The sequence below is a fragment of the Aquirufa sp. Wall-65K1 genome, from assembly GCF_054558475.1.
In genome coordinates this window covers 138,875-163,695 of the sequence record NZ_JBPXKD010000002.1, presented here as the reverse complement: position 1 = coordinate 163,695, position 24,821 = coordinate 138,875, and the positions used below count along the sequence as shown (strand labels likewise).

At 37.9% G+C, this 24,821-nt stretch carries 16 protein-coding genes; 10 read left to right on the top strand and 6 right to left on the bottom strand.

Translation table 11 applies throughout. The features are described 5' to 3' along the window. Window positions 1-87 precede the first annotated feature (87 nt). The 3 genes from ACST15_RS04035 to bioA are packed head-to-tail and all read left to right on the top strand — an operon-like array spanning window position 88 to window position 3,123. On the top strand, window positions 88-1,230 hold the full coding sequence (locus ACST15_RS04035; RefSeq protein WP_459453361.1) for an aminotransferase class I/II-fold pyridoxal phosphate-dependent enzyme: 1,143 nt from the start codon (window positions 88-90) through the stop codon (window positions 1,228-1,230). Next, on the top strand, window positions 1,227-1,838 hold the full coding sequence (gene bioD, locus ACST15_RS04030; protein WP_459453360.1) for a dethiobiotin synthase: 612 nt from the start codon (window positions 1,227-1,229) through the stop codon (window positions 1,836-1,838). The genes ACST15_RS04035 and bioD overlap by 4 nt, the downstream gene beginning before the upstream one ends. Beyond that, entirely contained in the window at window positions 1,816-3,123 is a 1,308-nt protein-coding gene (gene bioA / locus ACST15_RS04025; RefSeq protein ID WP_459453359.1) for an adenosylmethionine--8-amino-7-oxononanoate transaminase, read from the top strand. Before bioD ends, bioA begins: the two co-directional genes overlap by 23 nt. On the opposite strand, the gene ACST15_RS04020 is transcribed toward bioA, so the two are convergent. Together ACST15_RS04020 and ACST15_RS04015 are read right to left on the bottom strand one after the other, a co-directional pair. Next, window positions 3,113-3,547, bottom strand: coding sequence for a nuclear transport factor 2 family protein (locus ACST15_RS04020; protein ID WP_459453358.1), 435 nt, complete (start codon window positions 3,545-3,547; stop codon window positions 3,113-3,115). The genes bioA and ACST15_RS04020 overlap by 11 nt on opposite strands. Before the next feature lie 40 nt (window positions 3,548-3,587). After that, complete coding sequence (locus ACST15_RS04015) at window positions 3,588-5,198, bottom strand: GMC family oxidoreductase (protein ID WP_459453357.1); 1,611 nt, start codon at window positions 5,196-5,198, stop codon at window positions 3,588-3,590. Between the two features lie 66 nt (window positions 5,199-5,264). Here ACST15_RS04015 and ACST15_RS04010 point away from each other — a divergent pair, with 66 nt between their 5' ends. Then, entirely contained in the window at window positions 5,265-5,846 is a 582-nt protein-coding gene (locus tag ACST15_RS04010; protein ID WP_459453356.1) for a HupE/UreJ family protein, read from the top strand. Window positions 5,847-5,897: 51 nt separating this feature from the next. Here ACST15_RS04010 and ACST15_RS04005 read toward each other — a convergent pair whose 3' ends face one another. Further along, window positions 5,898-6,863 (bottom strand): ribonucleoside-diphosphate reductase small subunit, encoded by a 966-nt coding sequence (locus ACST15_RS04005; protein WP_459453355.1) that lies wholly within the window; start codon window positions 6,861-6,863, stop codon window positions 5,898-5,900. Between the two features lie 160 nt (window positions 6,864-7,023). Continuing rightward, window positions 7,024-7,629: a hypothetical protein gene (locus ACST15_RS04000; protein WP_459453354.1), complete on the bottom strand. Its 606-nt coding sequence runs from the start codon at window positions 7,627-7,629 to the stop codon at window positions 7,024-7,026. 86 nt (window positions 7,630-7,715) lie between these two features. On the opposite strand from ACST15_RS04000, the gene uvrA reads away from it, so the two are divergent. The 3 genes from uvrA (at window position 7,716) to ACST15_RS03985 (ending at window position 14,075) form a co-directional block, all read left to right on the top strand. Continuing rightward, window positions 7,716-10,571 carry an excinuclease ABC subunit UvrA gene (gene uvrA / locus ACST15_RS03995; protein ID WP_459453353.1) on the top strand — a complete coding sequence of 952 codons (2,856 nt, stop codon included), beginning with the start codon at window positions 7,716-7,718 and terminating at the stop codon, window positions 10,569-10,571. Between the two features lie 9 nt (window positions 10,572-10,580). Continuing rightward, on the top strand, window positions 10,581-12,062 hold the full coding sequence (locus ACST15_RS03990; RefSeq protein ID WP_459453352.1) for an NADH-quinone oxidoreductase subunit N: 1,482 nt from the start codon (window positions 10,581-10,583) through the stop codon (window positions 12,060-12,062). Window positions 12,063-12,158: 96 nt separating this feature from the next. Beyond that, window positions 12,159-14,075, top strand: coding sequence for an amidophosphoribosyltransferase (locus tag ACST15_RS03985; RefSeq protein WP_459453351.1), 1,917 nt, complete (start codon window positions 12,159-12,161; stop codon window positions 14,073-14,075). A 132-nt stretch (window positions 14,076-14,207) separates the two neighbouring features. Here the strand turns inward: ACST15_RS03985 and ACST15_RS03980 are convergent, their stop codons facing one another. Then, complete coding sequence (locus tag ACST15_RS03980; protein WP_459453350.1) at window positions 14,208-17,036, bottom strand: T9SS type B sorting domain-containing protein; 2,829 nt, start codon at window positions 17,034-17,036, stop codon at window positions 14,208-14,210. Window positions 17,037-17,121: 85 nt separating this feature from the next. Here ACST15_RS03980 and ACST15_RS03975 point away from each other — a divergent pair, with 85 nt between their 5' ends. From ACST15_RS03975 to ACST15_RS03965, 3 genes are all read left to right on the top strand, one after another. Further along, window positions 17,122-18,201 (top strand): PorP/SprF family type IX secretion system membrane protein, encoded by a 1,080-nt coding sequence (locus ACST15_RS03975; protein WP_459453349.1) that lies wholly within the window; start codon window positions 17,122-17,124, stop codon window positions 18,199-18,201. 93 nt (window positions 18,202-18,294) lie between these two features. Then, a complete protein-coding gene (locus ACST15_RS03970) occupies window positions 18,295-20,811 on the top strand; it encodes an SLBB domain-containing protein (protein ID WP_459453348.1) in 2,517 nt (838 codons plus the stop codon). A 7-nt stretch (window positions 20,812-20,818) separates the two neighbouring features. Next, window positions 20,819-21,913, top strand: coding sequence for a Wzz/FepE/Etk N-terminal domain-containing protein (locus tag ACST15_RS03965; protein ID WP_459453347.1), 1,095 nt, complete (start codon window positions 20,819-20,821; stop codon window positions 21,911-21,913). A 75-nt stretch (window positions 21,914-21,988) separates the two neighbouring features. Here the strand turns inward: ACST15_RS03965 and infB are convergent, their stop codons facing one another. Then, window positions 21,989-24,784, bottom strand: a complete 2,796-nt coding sequence (infB, locus tag ACST15_RS03960) for a translation initiation factor IF-2 (RefSeq protein WP_459453346.1) — start codon at window positions 24,782-24,784, stop codon at window positions 21,989-21,991. Window positions 24,785-24,821: the final 37 nt, after the last annotated feature.

Genomic DNA, 24,821 nt, shown 5'->3' with positions numbered 1-24,821 from the left:
AATCAATATTTTGGATAAAATTGGGGGATAAGCATATTATTTACCCGCTACGGCTCATTATTTTTGTACTTTTATTGCCTGAATATCATGAGCAAGAACCTACCGTTTTTAGTCGATCAATTAGAAATCCGTCAAAAAAATGGCTTATTAAGAAGCCTTCAATTTGTAGATCAATTTGTAGATTTTTGCTCCAACGATTACTTGGGCCTAGCCAGAAATCAAGAATTAAATGCATTGATTCGCCAAGATTTTGAACGTTGGTTAGCTGAGAACAAGGGGCTAATTCCAATCAATGGAGCCACAGGTTCTCGATTAATTTCAGGAAATAATTCCTTGACGGAAAATTTTGAAATGGCTTGTGCCCTCATGCACCAAGCAGAATCTGCCTTACTTTTTGGATCAGGATTTGAAGCGAATCTTGGCTTGCTTTCTTCCCTTTGTCAGGAAGATCACGTTATTTTTTGTGATCAACTCCTCCATGCTAGCATCATTGATGGCCTACGCTTGAATAAAGGTAAAAAGGTGATTTTCAAGCACAACGACTGGCAAAACTTGGACATGGAGCTGGCCAAATACCCTAATCAAATAAAATGGGTCGTGGTAGAATCAGTCTATTCCATGGATGGGGACCTAGCTCCTCTTCAAAAAATAGTTGAACTTAAGCAGATCCACGATTTTGAATTAATTGTAGATGAGGCTCATGCTGGTGGTGTCTATGGACCTCACGGGGCTGGTTTAGTAGCTGAGTTGGACTTGATAGATCATGTATTTGCTCGTGTGATCACCTTTGGAAAAGCTTGGGGAAATGCAGGAGCCGTCGTATTAGGATCACAAACATTGAGACAATACTTAATTAATTTCGCGCGATCCTTTATTTATTCAACCGCCCCCTCCCCTGCCCACGTATCAGCATTATTGACTACCCTTCATTTCATAAAAGGTTGCGATAAGCTCCGAGAAAAATTAAAAGAAAACATCTCCTTCTTTCAAGAACATTCGCAACATGCCCATTGGGGAAAAAGCCAAAGTGCCATACAGACCTTACTGGTACCAGGAAATCAAGAAGTCAGACGAATCGCTCAGATAGCACAAGAAAAAGGTTTTGGACTAAAACCAATTGTTTATCCAACAGTTCCTAAAGGCGAAGAACGTATTCGAATCACCTTAAATGCCTTAACCAAACAGCAAGATATCCTTGATTTAATTCAATTATTAGAATCAAACATATGAGTCAGACTTACATAGTAGCAGGAATCGGAACTGAAATTGGGAAAACCGTTATTTCCGCTATTCTTACAAAAGCCTTAAAGGCCGATTATTGGAAACCCATTCAATCGGGTGATTTAGACCAAGGAGATGCCTATTGGATTCAGCAATGGGTCAAGCACCTCGAGCTGACTATTTGGCCTTCTACCTTTCGACTTACTCAACCCTTGTCGCCACATACTGCAGCTGAAATAGATGGGGTTAGCATAAGCTTACATCAATTTCAAAAACCAGCAAGCTCTAAAAACTTGGTGATTGAATTAGCTGGTGGTTTGATGGTTCCTATCAATGATCATGAAACAAATTTAGATCTAATAAAACAGCTTGATGCTCCAGTCATTCTTGTCAGTAAAAACTACTTGGGAAGTATCAACCATACCTTATTGAGCTTTGAAATACTTCAAAAAAGAGGAATCCCTGTTTTGGGTATCATTTTTAATGGGCCTGAAAATCCATCAGGAGAAAAATTCATTCTGAATTATACTCAATTGCCCCTACTTTTACGGGTGCATGAAGAGCAAAAAATAGATGAAAATGTGATAAATCATTATGCCGAACAAGTCCAATTATAATTCTTACGTTCAAAGGGATGCTGACGTTATATGGCATCCTTTCACTCAGCACCAAATTGAACCTTTCTCTATCCCAATCATAAGGGGGGAAGGTTGCTGGCTTTATGGTGAAAATGATGAGAAATACTTGGATGCCATCAGTTCTTGGTGGGTCAATATTCATGGTCATGGCCACCCCTATTTGGCACAAAAAATTTACGAACAAGCGCTTAAAATTGAGCAAGTGATTTTTGCTGGCTTTACCCATGAACCTGCCATCACATTATCAGAAAGACTATTAAGTCATTTACCTACACACTTTCAGAAAGTATTTTTCTCTGACAACGGTAGCACCGCGGTGGAGGTCGGCATAAAAATGGCTCTCCAATTTTTCCATAATCAAGGAAATACGAAAAAGAGAAAAATCCTGGCCTTGCAAGGTGCTTATCATGGAGACACCTTTGGTACCATGAGCTTGGGGGCACCTAGTTCATTCAATGCACCATTTCAAGATATGCTTTTTGAGGTGGAATTTATTGCACAGCCTACTAATTCAGAGGCCTGTTTGAATGATATGAAAACCAAATTAGCAACTGCTCCCGAAGAGTATGCTGCCTTTATTTTTGAACCCCTAGTTCAAGGTGCAGGTGGAATGCTTATGTATGAAGCTAGCACTTTGGATGCTTTAATTCAACTCGCACATGAACATGGTTTGTTATGTATTGCAGATGAAATCATGACTGGATTTGGTAGAACCGGAAAATGGTTTGCCATGGATTATCTACAGGAAAAGCCGGATATCGTTTGTTTATCTAAAGGACTTACAGGAGGTATGATGGCTATGGGAGTAACCTGCTGTTCCAATGAAATGTTTGAGCATTTTTTATCCAATGACCGTAAAAAAACCTTATTCCATTCCCATTCTTTTACAGCCAACCCCCTAGCCTGTGCAGCCGCCAATGCCAGTATGGATTTAATGGAAAAAGAGGAAACTTGGAGCAACATTGAACGAATTAAACAAGCTCATCAAGAATGGGCTGCATCACAACAAAATCATCCTATTTTACAGAATATCCGTCAACAAGGGACCATTTTAGCTTTGGATTTACAAGTAGGTGAAGCAACGGGCTACATGCATCCCTTACGAGATATCGCCTATCAATATTTCATAAAAAAAGGGATCTTGTTAAGACCCCTTGGAAATACCTTGTACATTTTAGCTCCCTATTGCATCAAAAATGAGGAACTAAAACTCATTTATGAGGCTCTAGAAGCATTTGCAGAAGAGTTACGGCTTACTTATTAATCTTTAAAGACTGCCAAGAAAGCATTTGCCAACGACCATTTTCGAAGATATAAATGTCCGTAAACTTTAAGCGATTAACAGGCATCAAAGCTCCATCCTTTTTGTTGGTGACATTGACAATACCGGTATTGATTCCAATATTACCATATACGCGCTGACTGAATTCTTCAGGCTCAATGATGGCATAAATGGTCTTCTGCGAAACGATAGATTCAATGTAGGAAGCCTTGGTATCTTGGGTACCCGATGAGTGAATGTAGACCAAATCTTTGTGCAAAACTTTGTCCAATCCTGCTCCGTCTTGAGCAACCATGATTTTAAATCGATTTAATTCCGCCTCTCTAAGCGTGTTCACATCAGCTTTCTGTGCCATAAGGTAAAATGTTGTGCACATGCACGCAATGGTTAATAATAGGTTTTTCATAATTCGTTTTTTAAACATAAAAACAATATACATCAAATTCTTACTCAAAATCGAAATCCAAAATTAAATCTGCGGCTTTTTCTGCGATTGCCATCACGGCCGCATTGGTATTTCCTGCCACTAAATCAGGCATAACAGATGCATCTGCAACTCGCAAACCCTCTAAACCACGGACTTTCATCGTGCTAGGATCCACCACTGCCTCTTGATCTACTCCCATCTTACAAGTCCCCACAGGATGATAAACACATTCCAAAGCCTCTTGAATATGCTGTAAAATAAATTCATCCGACCAATCCTTACCAGGTGGATAATTTACCTCATCTTGGAGACGTAAAGGTTCAAAAGCTGAGGATAACATGATTTCTTTGGCCAACTTTACTCCTCGAACCAATGTAGCCAAATCTTCTCCACCTTCATCCGTTAAAAATTGTGGATCAATCAAAGGCGCATCCCAAGGATTTGAAGAATGTAAGCCCACATATCCTCTACTTTTAGGTTTTAATAAGGTGGGTAATACCGTAAAACCATCTGATAAGGGCAAGTGATGCTTATCATATAAATCATATGCCCAAGCCGAAGAAAAATGAAATTGTAAGTCGGGGCGATCTGATTGTTGCAAGGAATCAAAAAATGCACATGCTTCTAGTGGACTCGATGACAATGGTCCTTGATGACTCAAAAGGTAGGTTCCAAAATTCTTCAAATTCAAGGCCATATTATAGGATTCTCCATCTGTATTGGCTCTAGTATTCATATTAATAAATACATGGTCGGATAGATTTTGACCCACCATAGGTAAATCATGCCGAGAGGCTATCCCAAAATTTTTCAAATACGAAGCATCTCCAATCCCGGATAAAAGCATAATTTGAGGACTTTGAAAAGAGCCTGCCGACAAAATAACATCTTTCTGTGCTCGATATTCCGTTAATTTTTTTGATCCTCGGTAGTACCCATTTATTCCCAATACCTTCTCTCCCTGCATGATCAAAGAAGCTACATGAAATTGACTGATTATTTTCAAATTACTCCGCTTCCATGCAGGCTCAATAAATCCTTTGGCAGCAGAACAGCGAACGCCATCTTGTATAGTAAATTGAAAATAGCCTGACCCCACCTGATTTTCTCCGTTAAAATCTTCGTTCGTAGGTATGCCAATCTCTTGACATGCTGCCACAAAAGCCTTTCCAAACGGACTAATATGTACCGCATTACTGACTGTAATAGGACCATCTTGTCCATGGTAAGCATCTGAGAAATAGGTATTTCTCTCCGATTTTTTAAAAAAGGGCAACAAGTCTTGATATCCCCAACCCTTACACCCCTTTGCTTCCCATTCATCGAAATCAGCGGAATTTCCTCGAATATATGCCATGCAATTGATTGCACTGCTACCTCCTATGGTTTTACCTCTAGGCTGGTAAATTTTACGGCCATTCAGCTTTGGCTGAGGCTCCGTATAAAAGTTCCAGTCCAAATGGCTCTTTTGCAATAAAGAATAAGCAGAGGGCATTTCCACTCGAGGGTCTTGATTATGGATTCCCGCCTCCACCAACAAAACAGAATTTTGAGGGTTAGCCGATAATCGGTTAGCTAAAACACAGCCAGCCGTACCCGCACCCACAATGATGTAGTCAAAACTAGACATAATTAAAAAGGTCGATTTGCATTATTTTCCTGAATTTCAATAATTTTACACAAAAACCACCTAATAATGACCTATTTTAATACCTATTTAACGCTAGGATTACAACATATTTTAAATATTCAGGCCTTAGATCATTTACTATTTATTTTATCTCTGACCTGCATTTACCGATTTTCTGATAGTAAGAACCTCTTCTTCTTAATTACAGCCTTTACCTTGGGGCATTCCATGACTTTAGCTTTAGCCACACTTGGATGGATTCAAGTATCCATGCATTGGATCGAATTTTTAATTCCTTGCACCATCCTACTTTCCGCAATCGGTAATTTCACCTTTATGGAAGCAGGCACAAAAAAACAAGAAAACTCGACCATCAAATATGCATTAGTAGGGGTATTTGGGTTGATTCATGGCCTGGGTTTTTCCAATTACCTTCAAAGTCTCTTAGGTAAAGAAAGTTCCATCATCGGTCCCTTGTTTGCCTTTAACATAGGTTTGGAATTAGGTCAAATCGTCGTGGTCATCAGCATTTTAATCATTTCCAGCCTTTTAATGCGATTAACCAAAATCAAAATGACATCTTGGGTTCTTGTGATTTCAGGTATCGTGATTGGCTTGGTCATCCCCATGATTTTGGAAAGATGGTAAAAAAAATGCCCCTCATTTCTGAGAGGCATTTGAATGAATATTTTTTATCTACTAAAAATCTTCGTCTAAGCTAAAGGACATGGTGTCTTTATCGGACATAACACCCGATTTTTGATACTCAGCCACCCGCTTTTCAAAGAAATTGGTTTTTCCCTGTAAAGAAATCATTTCCATGAAGTCGAAAGGATTTGTTGCGTTGTAATACTTTTTGCAACCTAGAGAAACCAATAAACGGTCAGCTACAAATTCAATATATTGACACATCAAATCAGCATTCATACCAATCAAAGAAACCGGTAGAGCTACTGTTACGAATTCCTTTTCAATCTCAACGGCATTGGTGATAATCTCATAAACACGCTCTTGAGATACTTTACCTTTAATGTGATCCATGTAAAGTAAACATGCAAAATCACAGTGTAATCCTTCATCGCGAGATATCAACTCATTGGAGAAAGATAAACCTGGCATTAAGCCACGTTTCTTTAACCAGAAAATAGAACAGAATGACCCGGAGAAAAAGATACCTTCTACTGCTGCAAATGAAATCAATCGCTCCACAAAGCTGTCGCTCTCAATCCATCTCAATGCCCAATCTGCTTTTTTCTTAACACAATCGATGGTCTCAATGGCTCTCAACAAACGATCTTTTTCTTTTGGATCTTGAATGTAAGTATCAATCAACAAGGAATATGTTTCAGAGTGAATATTTTCCATCATGATTTGAAAACCATAGAAACATTTAGCCTCCGCATATTGAACCTCTTTCAAAAAGTTATTGGCTAGATTTTCATTGACAATCCCATCTGAAGCGGCAAAAAATGCCAAAACATGAGAAATAAAATGACGTTCTCCGTCATTCATTTTCTTCCAATCAGCTAAATCTTGTTGTAAGTCAATTTCCTCTGCAGTCCAAAAAGAAGCTTCCGCTTGTTTATAAAACTTCCAAATATCGTTGTGTTTAATAGGGAAAAGTACGAATCGGTTGGGGTCTTCCACCAAAAGAGGTTCAGTCATTGTTAGGTTAGATAATTAGGGTAAAACATTAATTCGAAATTAAGCATTTATGCGAGAAAAAAACTGAGATTGATCATTAAAAAAATGAAAAATCTTAGAATCTAAAAGCAATGCCTCTTTCTAGCATGTATACCCTAAAATCAATAAAATGTTTTGAAAATTAAAAGAAAAATCCTCCCACTTGTACAACCAAAGCTGAGCCATAAGGAGAAACCTTACCTGAAGAAGAACCATAATTTAGGTCATACATGACAGACAAGTTAATCCCAAGCTTTGAACCGATTCCTATTCCCACTAATACGGGATTTGAATAACCAAAATAATTACTCACATTGTTGTCAGACAAATTAGAATAATTTTCCACTTGACCCACTAAATAACTTTGTCCTAATAAGGCGGTCAGGGTTGGAATATATTGACGAATGAACAGTCGCTCTCCTAATAAATTACTCGTCAGCTTTCCAATATTTCCACCATAATTAACCGAATAATATTGGTAAGTCAATCCCACTCCAACAATCGTATTATTAGCTAATTGATAGCCCAGCATGGGTGAAACACCAATACTCGTTGGATTTCCAAAGCTCAATCCGGACAATCCACCACCAAAATGTAGTCTTTGACGAAAGCTTAATTCACTAACATCTGGCTCTACATCCAAATCCCCTTTGGCTCCATCTTCTTTGATAACTACGGGTTCTTGCGCTTTGGAATCAAAAACCACACCGCAACTGAATAAAAAACAAAGTAAGAATAGGTGTTTCATAAATATTTTTTTGAGTAAAAACGAAAAAAATGCTGGATTATGATTTTGAAAATACGATTAACAAAATTAAAGGATAATTTTGTTATATGAATCATCCGAATTCGAGTTTGGTAAACACCGAGGGTATTGAAAATTTAGACCCTAGAACACACATCATCATTAAAGGTGCTCGTGTACACAATTTAAAAAATTTGGATGTCGCGATTCCTCGTAACCAACTTGTCGTCATTACAGGATTGTCTGGCTCCGGAAAATCTTCCCTTGCATTCGATACCCTTTTTGCTGAAGGCCAACGCATGTATGTTGAAAGCTTAAACAGTTATGCTAGGCAATTTTTGGGCCGTATGGAAAAACCCGCGGTGGATTATATTCGAGGTGTATCTCCTGCCATTGCCATTGAACAAAAAGTCAATACCAAAAACCCAAGATCTACAGTAGGGACAACTACCGAAATATACGATTACCTCAAATTGCTGTTTGCCCGAATTGGAAAAACATATTCTCCTGTTTCTGGACTGGAAGTAAAAAAAGATTCTGTTTCAGTCATCGTAGACTGGATTATGCAATTTCCTCAAAAGAAAGTCATTATCCTGGCACCTCTACTTCGCCATGAAGGACGAGGTCTTAAAAATGAATGCCAACTTTTAATCCAAAAAGGTTACACTCGTTTAAAACTTGGGGATGAAATTCTAAATTTGGAGGAATTGGTTGAAGACGATGACCAACTAAAAAAAATAGATAAAAATTCGGCCGACTTGGCCATATTGATAGATCGACTCATCAGTAAAGCAGATGATGAAGAAACGCAGTTTCGATTGGGTGATTCTGTCCAAACAGCCTATTTTGAAGGAGAAGGGATTTGCTGGGTTGAATTAGAGGGTCATCCAAGAAAAATATTCTCTGATAAATTTGAGTTAGATGGTATCTCATTTGAAGAACCTAGCCTCAATCTTTTTTCCTTCAATAATCCTTACGGTGCATGTAAAAATTGTGAAGGCTATGGTAAAGTATTGGGCTTAGACCCTGATTTGGTATTTCCTGATACTGAATTATCCATCTATGAAGGGGCCATTGCACCTTGGAGAAGTGAACGAATGAGCGAATGGCTATATCCACTCATTCGAAATGGCGTGAGTTTTGATTTCCCGATTCATCGACCTTATAAAGATCTGACAGATAAGGAAAAACAATTACTTTGGACGGGCAATAAATACTTTGCAGGATTAACCCAATTCTTTGACCATTTAGAAAAAGAAACCTATAAAATTCAATACCGGGTTTTACTTTCTCGCTACCGTGGTAAAACGAATTGCCCTGAATGCCTTGGTTCCAGACTACGAAAGGATGCCGCTTATGTCAAAATTCAAGGGTATTCCATCATTGATATGGTACTTTGGCCTATTTCCAAAGTCAAAAACTTTTTTGATGAATTGGAATTGGAGGATGCAGACCAACAAGTTGCCCGTCGTATTTTAATAGAAATCAAAAATAGATTGGATTATATGAATCGAGTAGGTTTGGGCTATTTGACCTTAAACCGACTTAGTTCTACCTTATCAGGAGGAGAATTCCAACGCATAAAACTAGCTACTTCATTAGGAAGTGCATTGGTGGGATCTATGTACATTTTAGATGAACCCAGTATTGGCTTACACCCTAGGGATACGGAAAGACTAATTTCAGTCCTATTGATGCTCAAACAAATGGGCAATACCGTCATCGTGGTGGAACATGAAGAAGATATCATGCGAGCAGCTGATCAAATCATAGATATTGGCCCAGAGGCTGGTAGGCATGGAGGTGAGCTCATGTTTCAAGGAAACTTGGAGGAAGCGCTGACAAGACATGATTTAAGTAGTCACACCATGCAATTTTTGCAAGGAAAGGACCGTATCGAGATTCCAAGCTTTCGAAGAAAGAGTTTGGCCCACATTGAAATCATTGGAGCCAGTGAAAACAATTTACGCAATGTCTCCGTGAAAATCCCACTGGGTATATTGACTGTGGTAACGGGTGTTAGTGGTTCTGGTAAATCAACTTTAATACGGAAAATTTTATATCCTGCATTGCTTCGGCAATTGCAATTAGGCACGGAAGAAACAGGTAAATTTAAAGAGTTGAAGGGCAGTATTTCCCAAATTGCTGGTGTAGAAATGGTTGATCAGCAGCCCATTGGTAAATCTTCTAGGTCTAATCCTGTAACTTATATCAAAGCCTATGATGCCATACGTGCTTTATATTCAGAATTACCTTTAGCAAAAACCAGGGGGTATAAACCTTCCCATTTCTCTTTTAATGTCGAAGGCGGCCGATGTGAAACCTGTCAAGGAGAGGGTGAGATTACCATTGAAATGCAATTCATGGCAGATATTAAATTGGTATGTGAATCTTGTCAAGGTAGCCGATTCAAGCAAGAGATTTTGGATGTCAAATTTCAGGACAAAAATATCGCGGAAATTCTTGACATGACCGTAGAAGAAGGTGTGGAATTTTTCAAGAGTAAAACTCCGAAAATTGCTGAAAAAATAGATCCATTGTTTCAAGTAGGCTTAGGATATATCAAATTGGGACAATCTTCTAATTCACTATCAGGAGGTGAAGCCCAACGTGTGAAACTAGCGAGCTTTTTGGGTAAAGGGAATCCGAATAAAGGAAAAACCTTGTTTATATTTGATGAACCCACCACTGGCCTTCACTTTCATGATATCAAAAAATTATTGAAAGCATTAAATGATTTAGTGGAACAGGGTGACAGTGTCATCATCATTGAGCACAACATGGAGGTTATAAAATGTGCTGATCATATCATAGATTTAGGACCAGATGGAGGAGAAGCAGGAGGACAAATCTGTTTTGAAGGTAGTCCTGAAGAAATGGTCCAACTGGAGAATAATCCCACTGCCTATTATTTAAGTCAAAAAATACTTGGCAAAAAACTGTAAGTTTACACTATGTTTTCTCCTGAAATACTGCAATCCATACCACAGAAGCTCCATGGAATTAGTCAAGGACTTTCCTTGATGATACCTGAAATACTCTTGTGCATTTGGATTTTGGTGGGAATATTTGCCGAATTATTTTTACATGGTAGGTCTAGTAAATTCTCTAGCTCATGGCGATATTTCATCACTCAAATAGGTTTATTACTCGCATTTGTGTTAGCCATTCAGCGAATGACTACAGGAATGACAGGCTTCGCATCTTTTTCGATTTTTTGGATTAATGCGGGAAGCAATTCGATCAATGCATTGCTTCTTTTCTTAGCGATTATTCTAATTTTAGTCAATCAAGCCCAACAAAAAAGTTTTCAATTTGAAGAAAAAATGGGCTTTTTATCCGTACTAGGTGGAGCCATGTTGGTTTCTATCAGTAGCCATTGGCTAAGTATATTTTTAAGTATCGAATGGATGTCATTGGGTACTTATTTATTAGTGGGCATTCGTAAGGATACTGAGGGAGCAAGGGCTATTTTGCCCTATGTTTTATTTGGCTTGGCTAGTACAGCGCTATTATTGTATGGAATCTCCTTCGTATACGGTATTACGGGGAGCATGCATATTACCAGTCCTGAATTTAGTCGCGGACTGTCCAATGCAGATCCCTATTTGGTTGGACTTGCACTTACCTTAGTTTCAAGTTCATTGTTATTTAAATTAGCCTGGGCACCCTTTCATCCTTGGAGTCCAGATGTAATAGAAAGCTTACCTGCCTCTTGGATGACATGGATTTCAACCGCACCTAAAATAGCTATTACATTTTTAGGCATACGATTACTCCATTTTATTCCTTTGTCGCTGGAGGTGCCTATTGCATTTTTAGCCATCTTAACCTTATTAGTTGGGAATTTAGGTGCATTGGGACAACAAAATAGCAAAAGACTGCTTGCCTATTCAGGAATTGCCCATGGTGGATTCATGGCCATGGCTTGGTTATTTCCTAGTCAACAAGCCACGGAGGCATTATTATTTTATGCTTTAATCTATGGTCTAAGCACCCTTTTGGTCTTTTACTTGATTGATGAAGCGCCTGTAAGTTCATATAAATCAAATGATTTAGAAAAATGGAGTGGTTTGGCTAAAACACGCCCATTAGCCTCCTTATTTTTGTTGGTGGGAATGGTGGCTTTAGCTGGTTTACCTCCTGCTGGAAGCTTTATTGCCAAGGTTACTTATTTTTCATTTTTATGGGAAAAATATCAAAATAATTCCCAAATTTTGACCTTAATATTGCTGCTGACAGCAATTTTAACCACAGCCCTTGGAATTTTCTATTATTTGAAGATTCCATACCACTTATATTTCAAGAAAAAAACGCAGGAGCTTGGTCTTAGCGTTTGGAATGAAAATGGCAATATGTGGGTTTATGCGGTATTGGTGGGATTAATTTTAGGAAGTTTCTTAGCTCCATCGATGCTTTGGGAATTCTTAAAATAAGGAAATAATTAATGGACATTTCCGTTGAGCCATCATTTTTATTACTTAGTTTTGTATTCGATTTTGAGTAAAAACCTCTTCTGAAACGCATACCAAATGTCTGATTCAATAAAGCACGAATGTGGAATTGCCCTTATTCGATTGCGCAAGCCTTTTCAGTATTATCTGGATAAGTACAAGACGCCTACTTATGGCCTCAGTAAATTGTACTTGATGATGGAAAAACAAGTCAATCGAGGTCAAGATGGTGCCGGAGTCGCCAATATCAAAATCAACGTTAATCCAGGTAACCGATATATCAGTCGGTACCGCTCAGTAGAGCCTCAAGCAGTAGCCGATATCTTCGGAAAAATCAATAAGAAATTCAGGAAAGCACAAAAATTAGCCAAAGATGTCAAGCGTGAAACGGGCATTGATCCGAGTCATGATGCCACTTGGTGGCAAGAAAATGTAGCTTTTACTGGTGAGGTATTATTAGGTCACTTGCGTTATGGTACCCATGGCCAAAATGAAATTGAAAATTGTCATCCCATGTTACGGCAGAGCAATTGGAGAAGTCGGAATTTGGTGATGGCAGGAAATTTCAACATGACCAATGTGGATGATTTGTTTGACAAATTAGTATCCTTGGGACAGCATCCGAAGGAGAAAGTAGATACCGTTACCGTGATGGAGAAAATTGGTCACTTTTTAGATGAAGAAAACCAAAGACAATTTTTGAAATACCGTGACAAATATGAGAATCCAGAGCTTTCCGATATTTTGGCAGAACAGATTGATTTAGTTCGCGTATTGGAGCGTTCTTGTAAGGACTTTGATGGTGGTTATGCCATGGTGGGCCTAACAGGATATGGTGCTTCCTTTGTGGCTAGAGACCCTGCTGGTATTCGTCCGGCTTATTATTATATGGATGATGAAGTAGTGGTGGTGGCATCTGAAAAGCAGGCTATTAAAACTAGTTTTAATTGTGCCTATGACCAAATTCAGGAGATTACTCCTGGTTCTGCTTTAGTAATTGATATGGATGGCTCAGTCAAAGAAGCTCCTTTCATTGATCGCCTAGAACAAAAATCTTGTTCCTTTGAGCGTATTTATTTCTCCAGAGGTTCTGATCCAGATATTTATTCTGAACGTAAAAAATTAGGTAGGTTATTAATTCCTCAAATTTTGGAAGAAGTAAATAATGACCTAAAAAATACGGTATTCTCTTATATCCCAAATACTGCCGAAACGGCCTTTTTAGGGATGATTGATGGCTTAGAAGACCATTTAGCTAAAGAGAGAAAGCAGGCTATTATGGGCGGTATTCTTTTTGAAAAAGAATTGGAAGAAATGTTAACATTCCGCCCAAGAGTAGAAAAATTGATTTCGAAAGATGTGAAAGTCCGCACCTTCATCACTAGCGATGAGCAAAGAGATGACATGGTTTCTCATGTGTATGACACAACTTACGAAGTAATTAACAAAGGCGTTGATTCCGTGGTACTAATTGATGATTCCATTGTACGTGGAACAACCTTAGAAAAGAGTATTCTGAGTTTATTAGATAAATTAGCCCCTAAAAAAATTGTCATTGTTTCCTCAGCTCCTCAGATTCGATATCCTGATTGCTATGGTATTGACATGTCAAAAATGAAGGAGTTCGTTGCCTTTAGAGCCGCTTTAGCACTCTTAAAAGAAAGAGGATTAGAAGGTGTTTTAGACGAAGTAAACCTAAAATGTTTAGTGGCCTTAGAAAATGGGACAGCACATACAGAAAATTTTGTTAAGGCTATTTATGCCCCATTTACAGACCAAGAAATCTCTAACAAGGTAGCTGAAATTGTCCGTCCAAAACATATAAAAGCAGAGGTGTCTGTCATTTATCAGACAGTTGAAAATCTAAACGTGGCTTGTCCAAATCATTTAGGAGATTGGTATTTTACGGGCAACTTCCCTACTCCAGGAGGAAATCAAGTAGTTAATAAAGCGTTTGTGAATTTCATGAAAGGAATTGAAGTTCGGGCTTATTAATTTTTTAAAAAAATCCTTAACGCTGTCAAGGTTTAAAACCTTGACAGCGTTGTTTTTTTTGAGCATTTTTCAAAAGAAACGAATGAGATTCTTCTCTTATTGCTTAGCTACAATCTTTATCAATTTATTGATTTAATAAGCCACTACGACAGCCCCCCGCAATGTCATAATTCCTTTTTCAGGGAAATTTTCAGGAGTTGATTGATATTGAATAACCCAAGCATAGGTATCAGGAGGGACTAGGTGTCCATTGAATTTACCATCCCAGGATAATTCGGCGGAATTGGAACCTTGCTTAGAAAATAGCATTTCACCCCAACGATTAAATATTTGGACATTCACAATCTGAGTTCTGGCTGGATTCTTTGGAATTGGATTAAATGTGTCATTTTTGCCATCCCCATTGGGAGTAAAAATAGATGGAGCAAAAATTAAGGGTTCACATTTATCCGGTACGGTATAATTACTTGACGTCACACAACCATCTGCATCTTTTATTTCTACTTGATAGGATCCATTACGGTTAATCTTGGCATAATTCAAATTCAAGGCAGAAGTTATGGCTGAATTGGGAGTCCAAGAAAAGGTAAAGTCCCGACTATTTCCTGCTATTTGTAGGATAGTTTGAGGATTTACCTCATCCATACAAATAAAATAGTCCTTTTTAGGGAAGAAATACTCATTTGTCAAAAAGTTCACTTGAGTTTTCTTGGTAATTGAACAACCAGTAGCGGTGTCAGTTACAATTACTTCATAGGATCCTCCAGGCTTTGGTACTACAATTGCAGGTGTTTTATCTTGTGAGCTCCATTCAAAAGTCAATGTTTTTTGTGGAGGTAATTTGTCTAACTGAACTTTGGCATTATCCTTACAAATACTATTATACTCTTCCTTTAAACTTAAAGGTTCCATGATTTGAATATCAAATTCTTGGGCATCCAAAAGGTAGTCTTTAACACATACGTTAGAAATTGCGGCGGTAATGACATATTTGCCCGCCTGTTTAAACTTATGCTTCATAACATCACCTTCATAAGAATAATACAGGGTTCCAGCAGGGTCCAGTGGTACCGTTAAACCGGTACTGGTTGGAAAAGGATTTAAACTTGTTTTATAGATCTTCCACACAATTTTGTCATTGTTCATAGGGTCACATAATTTCTTATCGACCTTATAGCTAAAGGTAGTTCCCTCGCAAGTTTGCTTAATACTTGGTGGGCTACTTGGGTTTGGTGGAGAGGGTATAGATGGTGGAAGTCCTAATTGACTGGTCACATTAGAAGGAAAAGTAACAGCATTAGGTTCATATTTAGCGCGTTTGAGCGAGTCTGCATTACTTAACAAATCATTGGTTTGCGTAATTTTCCCTAAAGTTGAGCTCCCTTCAATGGCCACAAAGATGATGGTATTATAAACAGGATCTATTTGTAAAGCTCCAATTTTAGCTAAAGTATCTAATAAAACCCGCTTTGAAGCCAAAATCGTATCTGCATTATTCTTGGCTATATTGAACTGTAAGATTTGAGACCGAATGGTCTTCCCATCACCTTGCATAGAAACATACAATACTTTTTTATCTTGAGAGTATTCCACACCATATATGGTAGGTGGAGAAGCGCCTAAATCCAATGTGGTTAAGTAAGTTGGTTTCCCTTCACCCGTTGCATCATAATCGAATAAATCCAATTTATTGGTTGGAGGCCCTGGTACCACGACCGCCATTTTACTCCAATCCGTTGAAATTTTGGTATAACCCGCAGAACTGGTTAAGCTGGTAGAACCAGAAGGACTTGTAATAATTGGAGCTGAAATACCTGCATCAGAAACTTTAAAGGTCCTAATCGTATTACTATTGGCATCTTGAGAAATTAACCAATAAAATCCAGAACCTCCTTGAGATGCTACTAATCGTTCAGTACTAGGAACAGGACTTAATAATTGATTTATTACAGACAGGCCTCCTTTCCCTTTATTCAGCTTCATATCCACGATGCTGTAATAAATCTGATTCTCATTTGCAGCATTTTTCTTCAAGGTGAAGATATAATATTCCGATTGACAACCCTTACATGATGTTTTAGGCATGGTGGTTACCCCTTGCGAATTAGTAATATCCCCATTTATCAGAGCACTAGGATTTTTGCTAAAAGTGATAGGGTTATTGTCACGATCAAATACTTTTTGGCCATCCGTATAATAAATAATACTATTGGTTGGATCCGCCATTACAGCTACCCCATTGGGTACATTTAAACGACCTGTGGTTGGAGTTGGGTTATCTGGGTTTTCAAATTTCACACCAGCACTACTTCCAAAATACCATGCAGGAGGCGCTTTTAATAGCACTTGATTAGGATCAGTTTCTCCACAAATTTCAATTTGCATTTTAGCTTCTGCCGAACATCCAGAAAGAGGTTCTGTGATCTTTACAGAATAACAACCCGATTCCCGAACCTTGATCGTATCCGTCGTTTGGCCCTTGGGATACCATAAGACTTCAATAGGATAGGATGGTCGACCTACTTTTTGAAAGGCATTTAATACCAATTCCTGACCTAAGCAAATTGTTTTTTTAACTTCAGACGTGTCTTTCCCCAAATAGATTTCTGGCAATTTCCCTATGATAACTCGTTCTGTTAAAACGATTGGAGGAGTGCCGGCCAAGGGTCTTTGAATGGTAACTTTAACATTATAAGTACCTGGACTACAATACTGGTGTACGCCAGTAGCCGAATTTTTTTTATCATTGGGAGCAGCTGGCTCACCAAAATCCCACGAAAAAGTTGTACCGGTGGGAAAACTTTCAGTCAACTCAAAAACGGTAGCTAAATTAGGGTCAACTCCCTTTTCACAACTTGCGCACTGGGTTAGGCAATTATTACGAAAAACGATTTTGGGATCCGAAAAAGCACGGAAAGAAACAAGCCAAACCAGAAAAAGAAATAGAAACTTTTTAATCATTTAAAAGTTAGGCAAGTACATGATTTGAACACAAAATAAGGCAAAATATTGGTTTTTGAAAAGCTAAGTACTAAATTGCTGGGCTATGCGACGTAAACTCGGATCATACCGTATTGTTTTTATATTTTTAGGCGCATTCTTTATGTGCACTGGGAAAACATTGGCACAAGATCCGCAGCTTTCTCAGTTCTATTCGGCACCACTTTTGATATCTCCTGCATTTGCAGGTATAAATAATACATCCAAGGTCAATTTCAACCATAGAAATCAATGGCCAAATCTTAGTTCTAGTTATCAATTTTCTTCATTAACGGCTGATATTAATTTCTCCCACATAAATAGCGGTGTGGGAATAGTGATGACCACGGATAAACAATTTTCAAATTTACAAACGACATCATTTGGATTACAGTATGCTTATCACATCAATTTAGCTGAGGAAAGCTCGATTTCTTTAGGAATACAAAGTTCTTATGTAAATCGGGGATTAGACTTTTCTAATCTGATTTTCGGAGATCAATTTGTCAACGGTAGTATTAGTCAGAAAAGTGATGACCCCATTTTGAAAAATTGGGAAAAAAATGGTGCCTCTACAAATTACATGGACTTTTCTACTGGGGCTATGCTCAATCTTAGAAATTCATGGGTCGGCCTATCGGTACACCATTTAAATACCCCAAATCAGTCATTGTCTAGCAGAACATCAACCATTAATTCTCCTGTAGCAATGAAATTCAGCATACAATTAGGTACTAAAATCATGCTGGAAGATAGTTATTTTGAACAAAACTCGTATCGAGCACGAAACACCGAAAAAAGTATAAGTCCTGTTTTAAATTACAAACACCAAGGTACATTTGATCAATTAGATTTAGGGGCCTACCTAACCCTTTCTCCAATTGTTTTAGGAGCTTGGTATCGAGGAGTTCCTATTAAGAAAGATAATAATGGCATTATGAATAGCCGAGAATCCATTGTGGCATTAGTAGGATATCGTCAAGACAATTTCTCGGTAGGATATTCCTATGATTTAACCATTTCAAAGCTTGGTCTACCCTCTGGAGGCGCCCATGAAATTTCGGTAGCCTATTTATTTGATTGGGATATTTCATTAAAAAAACCTTACCTGAAGTTAAAAAGGACCTTGGCTTGTCCCAAATTTTAAAGATTTGCCCATTGGGTAAATTCTGATTAGAATATCCAAATGACAAGTAAAAAAGGTTTAAATTTGTAGATTGTTAATTATTCTTCCCGATTTATGATGAGATTTTTCCAGAAAATCCAGGTTTTCCCCATACTGACAACATTTGCATTCGTATTCTTTTTAAGTTTTTTATCAGTTGCCCAAACTGCTCAACAAGGGAAAAAAAATGTAGATGAATTAACGGAAGATCAAATTACCCAATTTTATCAAAAAGCTCAAGCTAGTGGCATGAGCGAGGCTCAAATAGAAAAAGCGGCCAAAGCACAGGGTTACAATGCCTCTGATATTGCTAAAATGAGGGAGAAGATTAGTAATCTTCCGGCCAGTGTAAACACCAAAACCACAACCAAATCAGAAACAGAAGGGAATAACCGGGTTACTAATGGGACACTTAGCAATCAAAAAAAGACAGAAATAAATCCAACAGGAGCCCAAGCTAACCCAAATCAAAAAAAGAGTATTGAAGAACAAATTTTCACATTGGAAGAACGTATTTTTCTTTCTCAACCGCTAAATGTTTATAGTGATAGTTTAGTAAAAGTTTATAAAGCACTTCAATTGAGAAGATCTTTGGCACTTGAAAAAGAAATTTTTGGATCTAGTTTGTTTGATATCGAAAAACTAAATTTTGAACCTGATTTAAAGATAGCTACTCCTCTGAATTATACCCTTGGGCCTGAGGACGAATTAAACATCGATATTTTTGGGGATGTCTTGGATAATTTCCGAGTTAAGGTTAGTCCAGAAGGAACTGTCAAAATACTGAACCTAAGTCCGATTTATGTCAATGGTTTAAGTGTAGATGCCGCAGCAAATAGAATTATCGGTAGACTTCGCCAATTATACCAAGGTTTAAATAAACCTGGAAGCGGGTCTTCAGCCCAAGTAACCCTAGGTAATGTTAAAAGCATTAAAGTAACCTTAACGGGTGAGGTTAAATTCCCTGGAACATATACCGTTTCTTCCCTAGCCACGGTATTTAACGCTTTGTATTTAGCTGGTGGACCTAGTTCCAATGGATCATTTAGAAATATCAAAGTAATAAGAGCTAATAAGGTCATTAGAACTTTAGATCTCTATGATTTTTTATTAAGAGCTGATCAGAAAGATAATATACACCTGCAAGATCAAGATGTTATTCGAATTTCAGATTATGAAACACGGGTAGAACTTATTGGAGAAGTAAAAAGAGCCATGATTTTTGAAACTATCAAGGGAGAAACCCTAAAAGATGTTTTAAAATTTGCCGGTGGATTTACCAACAAAGCATATACTTATTCTATTCCTGTAACTAGAAATACCTCCAGGGAATTAAAATTAATGAATATCACTCAAGATGAGGTGAATTCATTTATTCCTCAAAATGGCGATAAATTTGTCATTGGAGCTATTATTGAACGATTTGAAAATCGGGTAGAAATTGAAGGGGCTGTGTTTAGGCCTGGCATGTATGCTTTAGAAAACGGACTAAGCACCGTAAAAGAATTAGTAAAAAGAGCTGAAGGTACCCGAGAAGATGCCTTTTTAAGCAGAGCCACCATTACAAGAAAATTAGAAAATTTCGAACCTTCCATTATTTCGATTGATTTAGGAAAAATTTTAAGGGGAGAAATTGCGGATTTCCCATTACAAAGGGAAGATATCGTTAAAGTATTTACGGTTTCTGGATTAAAAGAAAAACGAACTGTAAGTGTTTTTGGTGAAGTCAACCAAGAAGGCACCTTTGAATATAAAGAAGGAATGAAAGTTGGTGATTTAATATTACTTGCCAAAGGATTTAAAGACGGAGCAAGTTTTTCAAAATTAGAATTAGCCAGAAGAGTTGTCACCCATGGCGCAGGTTCAATCTCAGAGGATAAAATCGAAATTAAAACCTTTAATATTGATGGAAATCTTCAGATTTCAAATGAAGGAAGTCAATTTACATTGACACCATTCGACATATTATCCATTCGTCGAGCTCCTGATTACGAAGATCAGCGCTACATCAATATCCAAGGGATGGTTAATTATCCAGGGGTTTATGCACTTAAAAATAATAGTAAAAGATTATCCGATTTCATCGAATTAGCAGGAGGATTAAAGGATGGAGCTTTTTTAGAAGGGGCTGAGTTCTATAGAAATTCAGAAATTATTGGAATAGATTTAAAAGAGGTTATTGATAATCCGAACTCCAAAAATAACCTGTATTTAATGGCCATGGATTCTTTGGTTATACCTAGAATTAATCAAACAGTAAAACTATCAGGTGCAGTACAAAATCCTATCTCAGTGACTTACAAGAATGGTTATAGCCTAGATGATTATATTTCAGAGGCAGGTGGATTTGCTTCAGATGCGATAAAAAAGCTGGTCTACGTTAAAAATCCAAACGGCGTATCTAGTAGAACAAAAAGGTTCTTATTTTTCAAGGTTTACCCTAAAGTTCTCCCTGGGTCTGAAATCATAGTAAATAGTATTCCTCCAGGTAGCAAAAAAGGTTTGACAACCGCTGAGGTAATTGGTTTAACATCAAGTTTAGCTTCTTTTACCTTTACGATTATCACATTGGTCAATCAATTATCAAAATAATTATCTAATGGAAAACGAGAATATCAAAAATTCATTTGATAATGAAGATGAAATCTCCATAAATCTTGGAGAAATTTTAAAGGCAATTAAAGCAAACATTCTATTAATTGGAATTACCACAACTTTATTCACCATTGTTGGAGTTTTATACTCGTTAAGTCAAGCCAATGAATATGTTTCAACCGTTAAATTATTACCCGAAATAGATTCCAAATCAGGGGGGAATAATTTAGGTGGCCTTAAATCATTAGCAGGTTTGGCAGGGGTAGACATTGGTGGAGGAGCTGGAGTGGATGTTATAAGACCTGAAATTTACCCAAGTGTGTTACAAAGTACACCGTTTCTCCAGGAAGCCTTGAAAAGTAAAGTTTTTGTTCAAAAAAGAAAAAAATGGCTTACTGTTTATGATTATATCATAACCTCGCCTGAACAAGCTCCACTACAAATTTTTCCTAATGATAAATCTACCATGGATGTAGAGGAATCAAATATCACAATCCCTAAAGAGGGTTTATCTTCTGAACTAATAAATTTAACCCGATCAGAATTAATAGGAATTACCAATTTGAAAAGTAGAATATCCGCAGAAACAGATAAAAAAAATGGGATGGTGACCATTTCTGTTAAATTAACAGACCCCGTAGCAGCTGCCATGCTAATTGAATTTACACAGGATTATCTAACTAAATATGTTTCAAATTATCGAACTGAAAAGGCGAGAAAAGAACTAAAATTCCTACAAGAACGACATGCTGAATCGCGAAAAACATATGATAATGCCTTAAGTAGATTATCCACCTATAAAGACCAGCATCGCAATACATTCTTACAGGTAGCTAAAGATCAAGAAAAGAAACTTCAATATGAGGTTGATTTAGCTTTCAATATTTATTCCAGCATTAGTACTCAAATGGCTGATGCAGCTGTAAAAATTCAACGGGAAACTCCAGTATTTAAAGTATTAGAACCCGCACAAATTGCTTTACAAAAATCAGAACCAAAGAGAAGTATAATAACCATTGGATTCTTATTCTTCGGATTATTTATTTCATTGGTCATTGTATTTTTCAAAACTGCAAATCTTAAACAGATATTTTCTTAAAAAAGGTGTTTTTAATTCAAAATAAAAGGCCAGTTCTCTCGAACTGGCCTTTTTGATATAAGCATACTTGAGTTATTATTTCAAGGTACGTTTTACTTCTTTCATTTCGTAACATTCAATCGTGTCTCCTACTTCTAGGTCATTGAAGTTCTTTACTGACAATCCACACTCATAGCCAAACTTGACTTCAGCTACATCATCTTTGAAACGCTTCAAAGCTGATATTTCTCCTTCATGAACAACCACAAAGTCGCGAATCACGCGGATTTTATTGGCACGCTTCACCGTTCCATCTAATACATAGCATCCAGCTACGGTACCAATTTTTGAAATTTTGAATACATCGCGCACTTCGATATTTGAAGTAATAACTTCTTCAAAAGTTGGTGCCAACATACCTTCCATAGCAGCTTTGATTTCATCAATTGCTTGGTAGATAATGGAGTAGTTTCTAATTTCTATTTGCTCAGCTTCAGCCAATTTACGGGCATTCACAGATGGTCGAACTTGGAATGCAATAATTACCGCATCGGATGTAGATGCTAAAGCCACATCTGATTCAGACACTTGACCTACACCTTTGTGAATAATTCTTACTTGAACTTCTTCAGTTGAAAGCTTCAACAAGGAATCTGAAAGAGCTTCTACTGAACCATCCACGTCACCTTTTACAATTACATTCAATTCACGGAAAGTACCAATAGCCTTACGACGACCAATTTCTTCCAATGTAATGTGTTTCCTAGTACGTAAAGACTGCTCACGTAAAATTTGCTCACGCTTGTTCGCAATTTCACGAGCTTCACGCTCATTCTCTAAGCAGAGCAATTTATCACCTGCTTGTGGAGCTCCATTTAATCCTAAAACCTGAACAGGTGTAGATGGCCCCGCTTTTTTAATTTTATTTCCGTGGTGATCAAACATGGCCTTTACACGACCATAATTATCTCCAGCCAACATCATGTCACCGATATTCAAAGTTCCTGCTTGGATTAATAGGGTCGTTACGTAACCACGTCCTTTATCCAATTCTGCTTCAATAACAGAACCTACAGCTTTCTTATTAGGATTTGCTTTTAGATCTAATAATTCAGCCTCTAACAACACTTTCTCCAATAAATCATCGATACCTAATCCTGATTTGGAAGAAATTTCTTGACATTGGTATTTACCACCCCAATCTTCCACTAACATATTCATGGCAGCTAGCTCCTCACGAACTTTATCTGGATTTGCTCCATCCTTATCCACTTTTGAGAAAGCAAATACGATGGGTACTCCCGCTACCATTGCATGGTTAATTGCTTCTTTTGTTTGTGGCATGACAGAATCATCTGCCGCAATCACAATAATAACCACGTCGGTGATTTTAGCACCCCTAGCACGCATCGCAGTAAAGGCTTCGTGACCGGGAGTATCTAAGAAAGTAACTTTTTTTCCTGATTCAGTTTGTACCGAATAAGCACCAATATGTTGTGTAATACCACCTGCTTCACCAGCAGCTACTTTGGCCCGACGAATATAATCCAATAAGGATGTTTTACCGTGGTCAACGTGACCCATGATGGTTACGATGGGAGCTCTTGGAACTAAATCAGCTGGATCATCTTCAATTTCTACCTCAACAGCATCAATTTCTTCTTCCGCTGAAATAAAACTCACTTCAAACCCAAACTCATCTGCTATAATGGTAATTGCTTCGGCGTCCAATCGTTGATTGATCGAAACGAACATACCCAAACTCATACAAGTAGAAATTACTTCATTGACGGAAACATCCATCAAAGAGGCTAAATCACTAGCTGAAATAAATTCTGTTACTTTTAAGATTTTTGATTCTTCATCTTCAGCTAATTGACGTGCTTCATCCGCTTCTGCCCGCTCTCTACGTTTAACACGGCGCTTATCAGCACCAAAGCTCTGCTTGTTCGTTGCACCTTGCAAACGAGCCATGGTTGCCTTAATCTGTTCTTGAATATCTTTATCGGAAAGCTCTTCTTTAGGCCCTCCTGGCTTTGCACCCGGAGCAGCTGGTTTCTTTCCAAAATCCTTTTTCTTGAAATCGCCTCCTCCTGCTGGTGCCGGACGATTGGCTGTTTCGTTAGAAACAGGCCGTTTTTCTTCTTTAATGATACGCTTTCTCTTGTGCTTTTTGTCACCCGAGCGATCACTAGGAGTAGGTAATTCAATTTTACCTAAAACAGTTAATCCTTTTAAAGTTTCACCCTTTGCTTCAATTAACTCAATATCAGGAATAGTTGACTCCACAACTGGAGTAACAACGGGTACTTCTGGTACAGCAGTTTTAGGTTCCTCCTTTAGGGGTTCAACCACTTCTTGTACTGGCTCTACCTTTGCTTCAGGCACCAATGGTGCCACTGGTTCCACCACTTTTTCCTCTACTTTTGGGGCCTCCACTGGTTTCTCAACGGGTTTTGGCGCAACAGGATGACCTTTTTTGTCTAAATCGATTCTACCCACCACTTTTAAACCCATAGGTCTTGGTTCCTCCTCTTTCACAGGTTCAGGTTTGGCAACCTCTACCACAGGAACTTCAACAACTTTTTCTGGTTCAGGAGCTGGGGCAACAACCTCTTCAACAGGGGCTGGCTCAGGTTTTTTCACCTCGACAACCACAGGTTCTGGCACAACTACTTCTTCAACAGCTTTTTTGGGAGCTTCTGATGCTTCCAAAATATGATTCGCATCATATTCTCTAGCCAATAAGCTAAGCTGCTCAAAATTTAATTTGGCATTTGGGTTATTATCAATTTTGTGACCCTTAGCAGAAAGAAACTGAAGGATCGTAGACGTCCCCACGTTTATTTGTTTTGCTACAAGGCTCAATCGCATTGTCTTTTCTTCTGCCATAAAAATTACAAAATACTATAAATCATTCAATGTGTTA

What these genes read in the sequence shown, in the direction of transcription:
- ACST15_RS04035 (WP_459453361.1), top strand. Translation starts at nt 88, where the DNA reads ATGAGCAAGAACCTACCGTTTTTAGTCGATCAATTAGAAATCCGTCAA.
- bioD (WP_459453360.1), top strand. Translation starts at nt 1,227, where the DNA reads ATGAGTCAGACTTACATAGTAGCAGGAATCGGAACTGAAATTGGGAAA.
- bioA (WP_459453359.1), top strand. Translation starts at nt 1,816, where the DNA reads ATGCCGAACAAGTCCAATTATAATTCTTACGTTCAAAGGGATGCTGAC.
- ACST15_RS04020 (WP_459453358.1), bottom strand. Translation starts at nt 3,547, where the DNA reads ATGAAAAACCTATTATTAACCATTGCGTGCATGTGCACAACATTTTAC.
- ACST15_RS04015 (WP_459453357.1), bottom strand. Translation starts at nt 5,198, where the DNA reads ATGTCTAGTTTTGACTACATCATTGTGGGTGCGGGTACGGCTGGCTGT.
- ACST15_RS04010 (WP_459453356.1), top strand. Translation starts at nt 5,265, where the DNA reads ATGACCTATTTTAATACCTATTTAACGCTAGGATTACAACATATTTTA.
- ACST15_RS04005 (WP_459453355.1), bottom strand. Translation starts at nt 6,863, where the DNA reads ATGACTGAACCTCTTTTGGTGGAAGACCCCAACCGATTCGTACTTTTC.
- ACST15_RS04000 (WP_459453354.1), bottom strand. Translation starts at nt 7,629, where the DNA reads ATGAAACACCTATTCTTACTTTGTTTTTTATTCAGTTGCGGTGTGGTT.
- uvrA (WP_459453353.1), top strand. Translation starts at nt 7,716, where the DNA reads ATGAATCATCCGAATTCGAGTTTGGTAAACACCGAGGGTATTGAAAAT.
- ACST15_RS03990 (WP_459453352.1), top strand. Translation starts at nt 10,581, where the DNA reads ATGTTTTCTCCTGAAATACTGCAATCCATACCACAGAAGCTCCATGGA.
- ACST15_RS03985 (WP_459453351.1), top strand. Translation starts at nt 12,159, where the DNA reads ATGTCTGATTCAATAAAGCACGAATGTGGAATTGCCCTTATTCGATTG.
- ACST15_RS03980 (WP_459453350.1), bottom strand. Translation starts at nt 17,036, where the DNA reads ATGATTAAAAAGTTTCTATTTCTTTTTCTGGTTTGGCTTGTTTCTTTC.
- ACST15_RS03975 (WP_459453349.1), top strand. Translation starts at nt 17,122, where the DNA reads ATGCGACGTAAACTCGGATCATACCGTATTGTTTTTATATTTTTAGGC.
- ACST15_RS03970 (WP_459453348.1), top strand. Translation starts at nt 18,295, where the DNA reads ATGATGAGATTTTTCCAGAAAATCCAGGTTTTCCCCATACTGACAACA.
- ACST15_RS03965 (WP_459453347.1), top strand. Translation starts at nt 20,819, where the DNA reads ATGGAAAACGAGAATATCAAAAATTCATTTGATAATGAAGATGAAATC.
- infB (WP_459453346.1), bottom strand. Translation starts at nt 24,784, where the DNA reads ATGGCAGAAGAAAAGACAATGCGATTGAGCCTTGTAGCAAAACAAATA.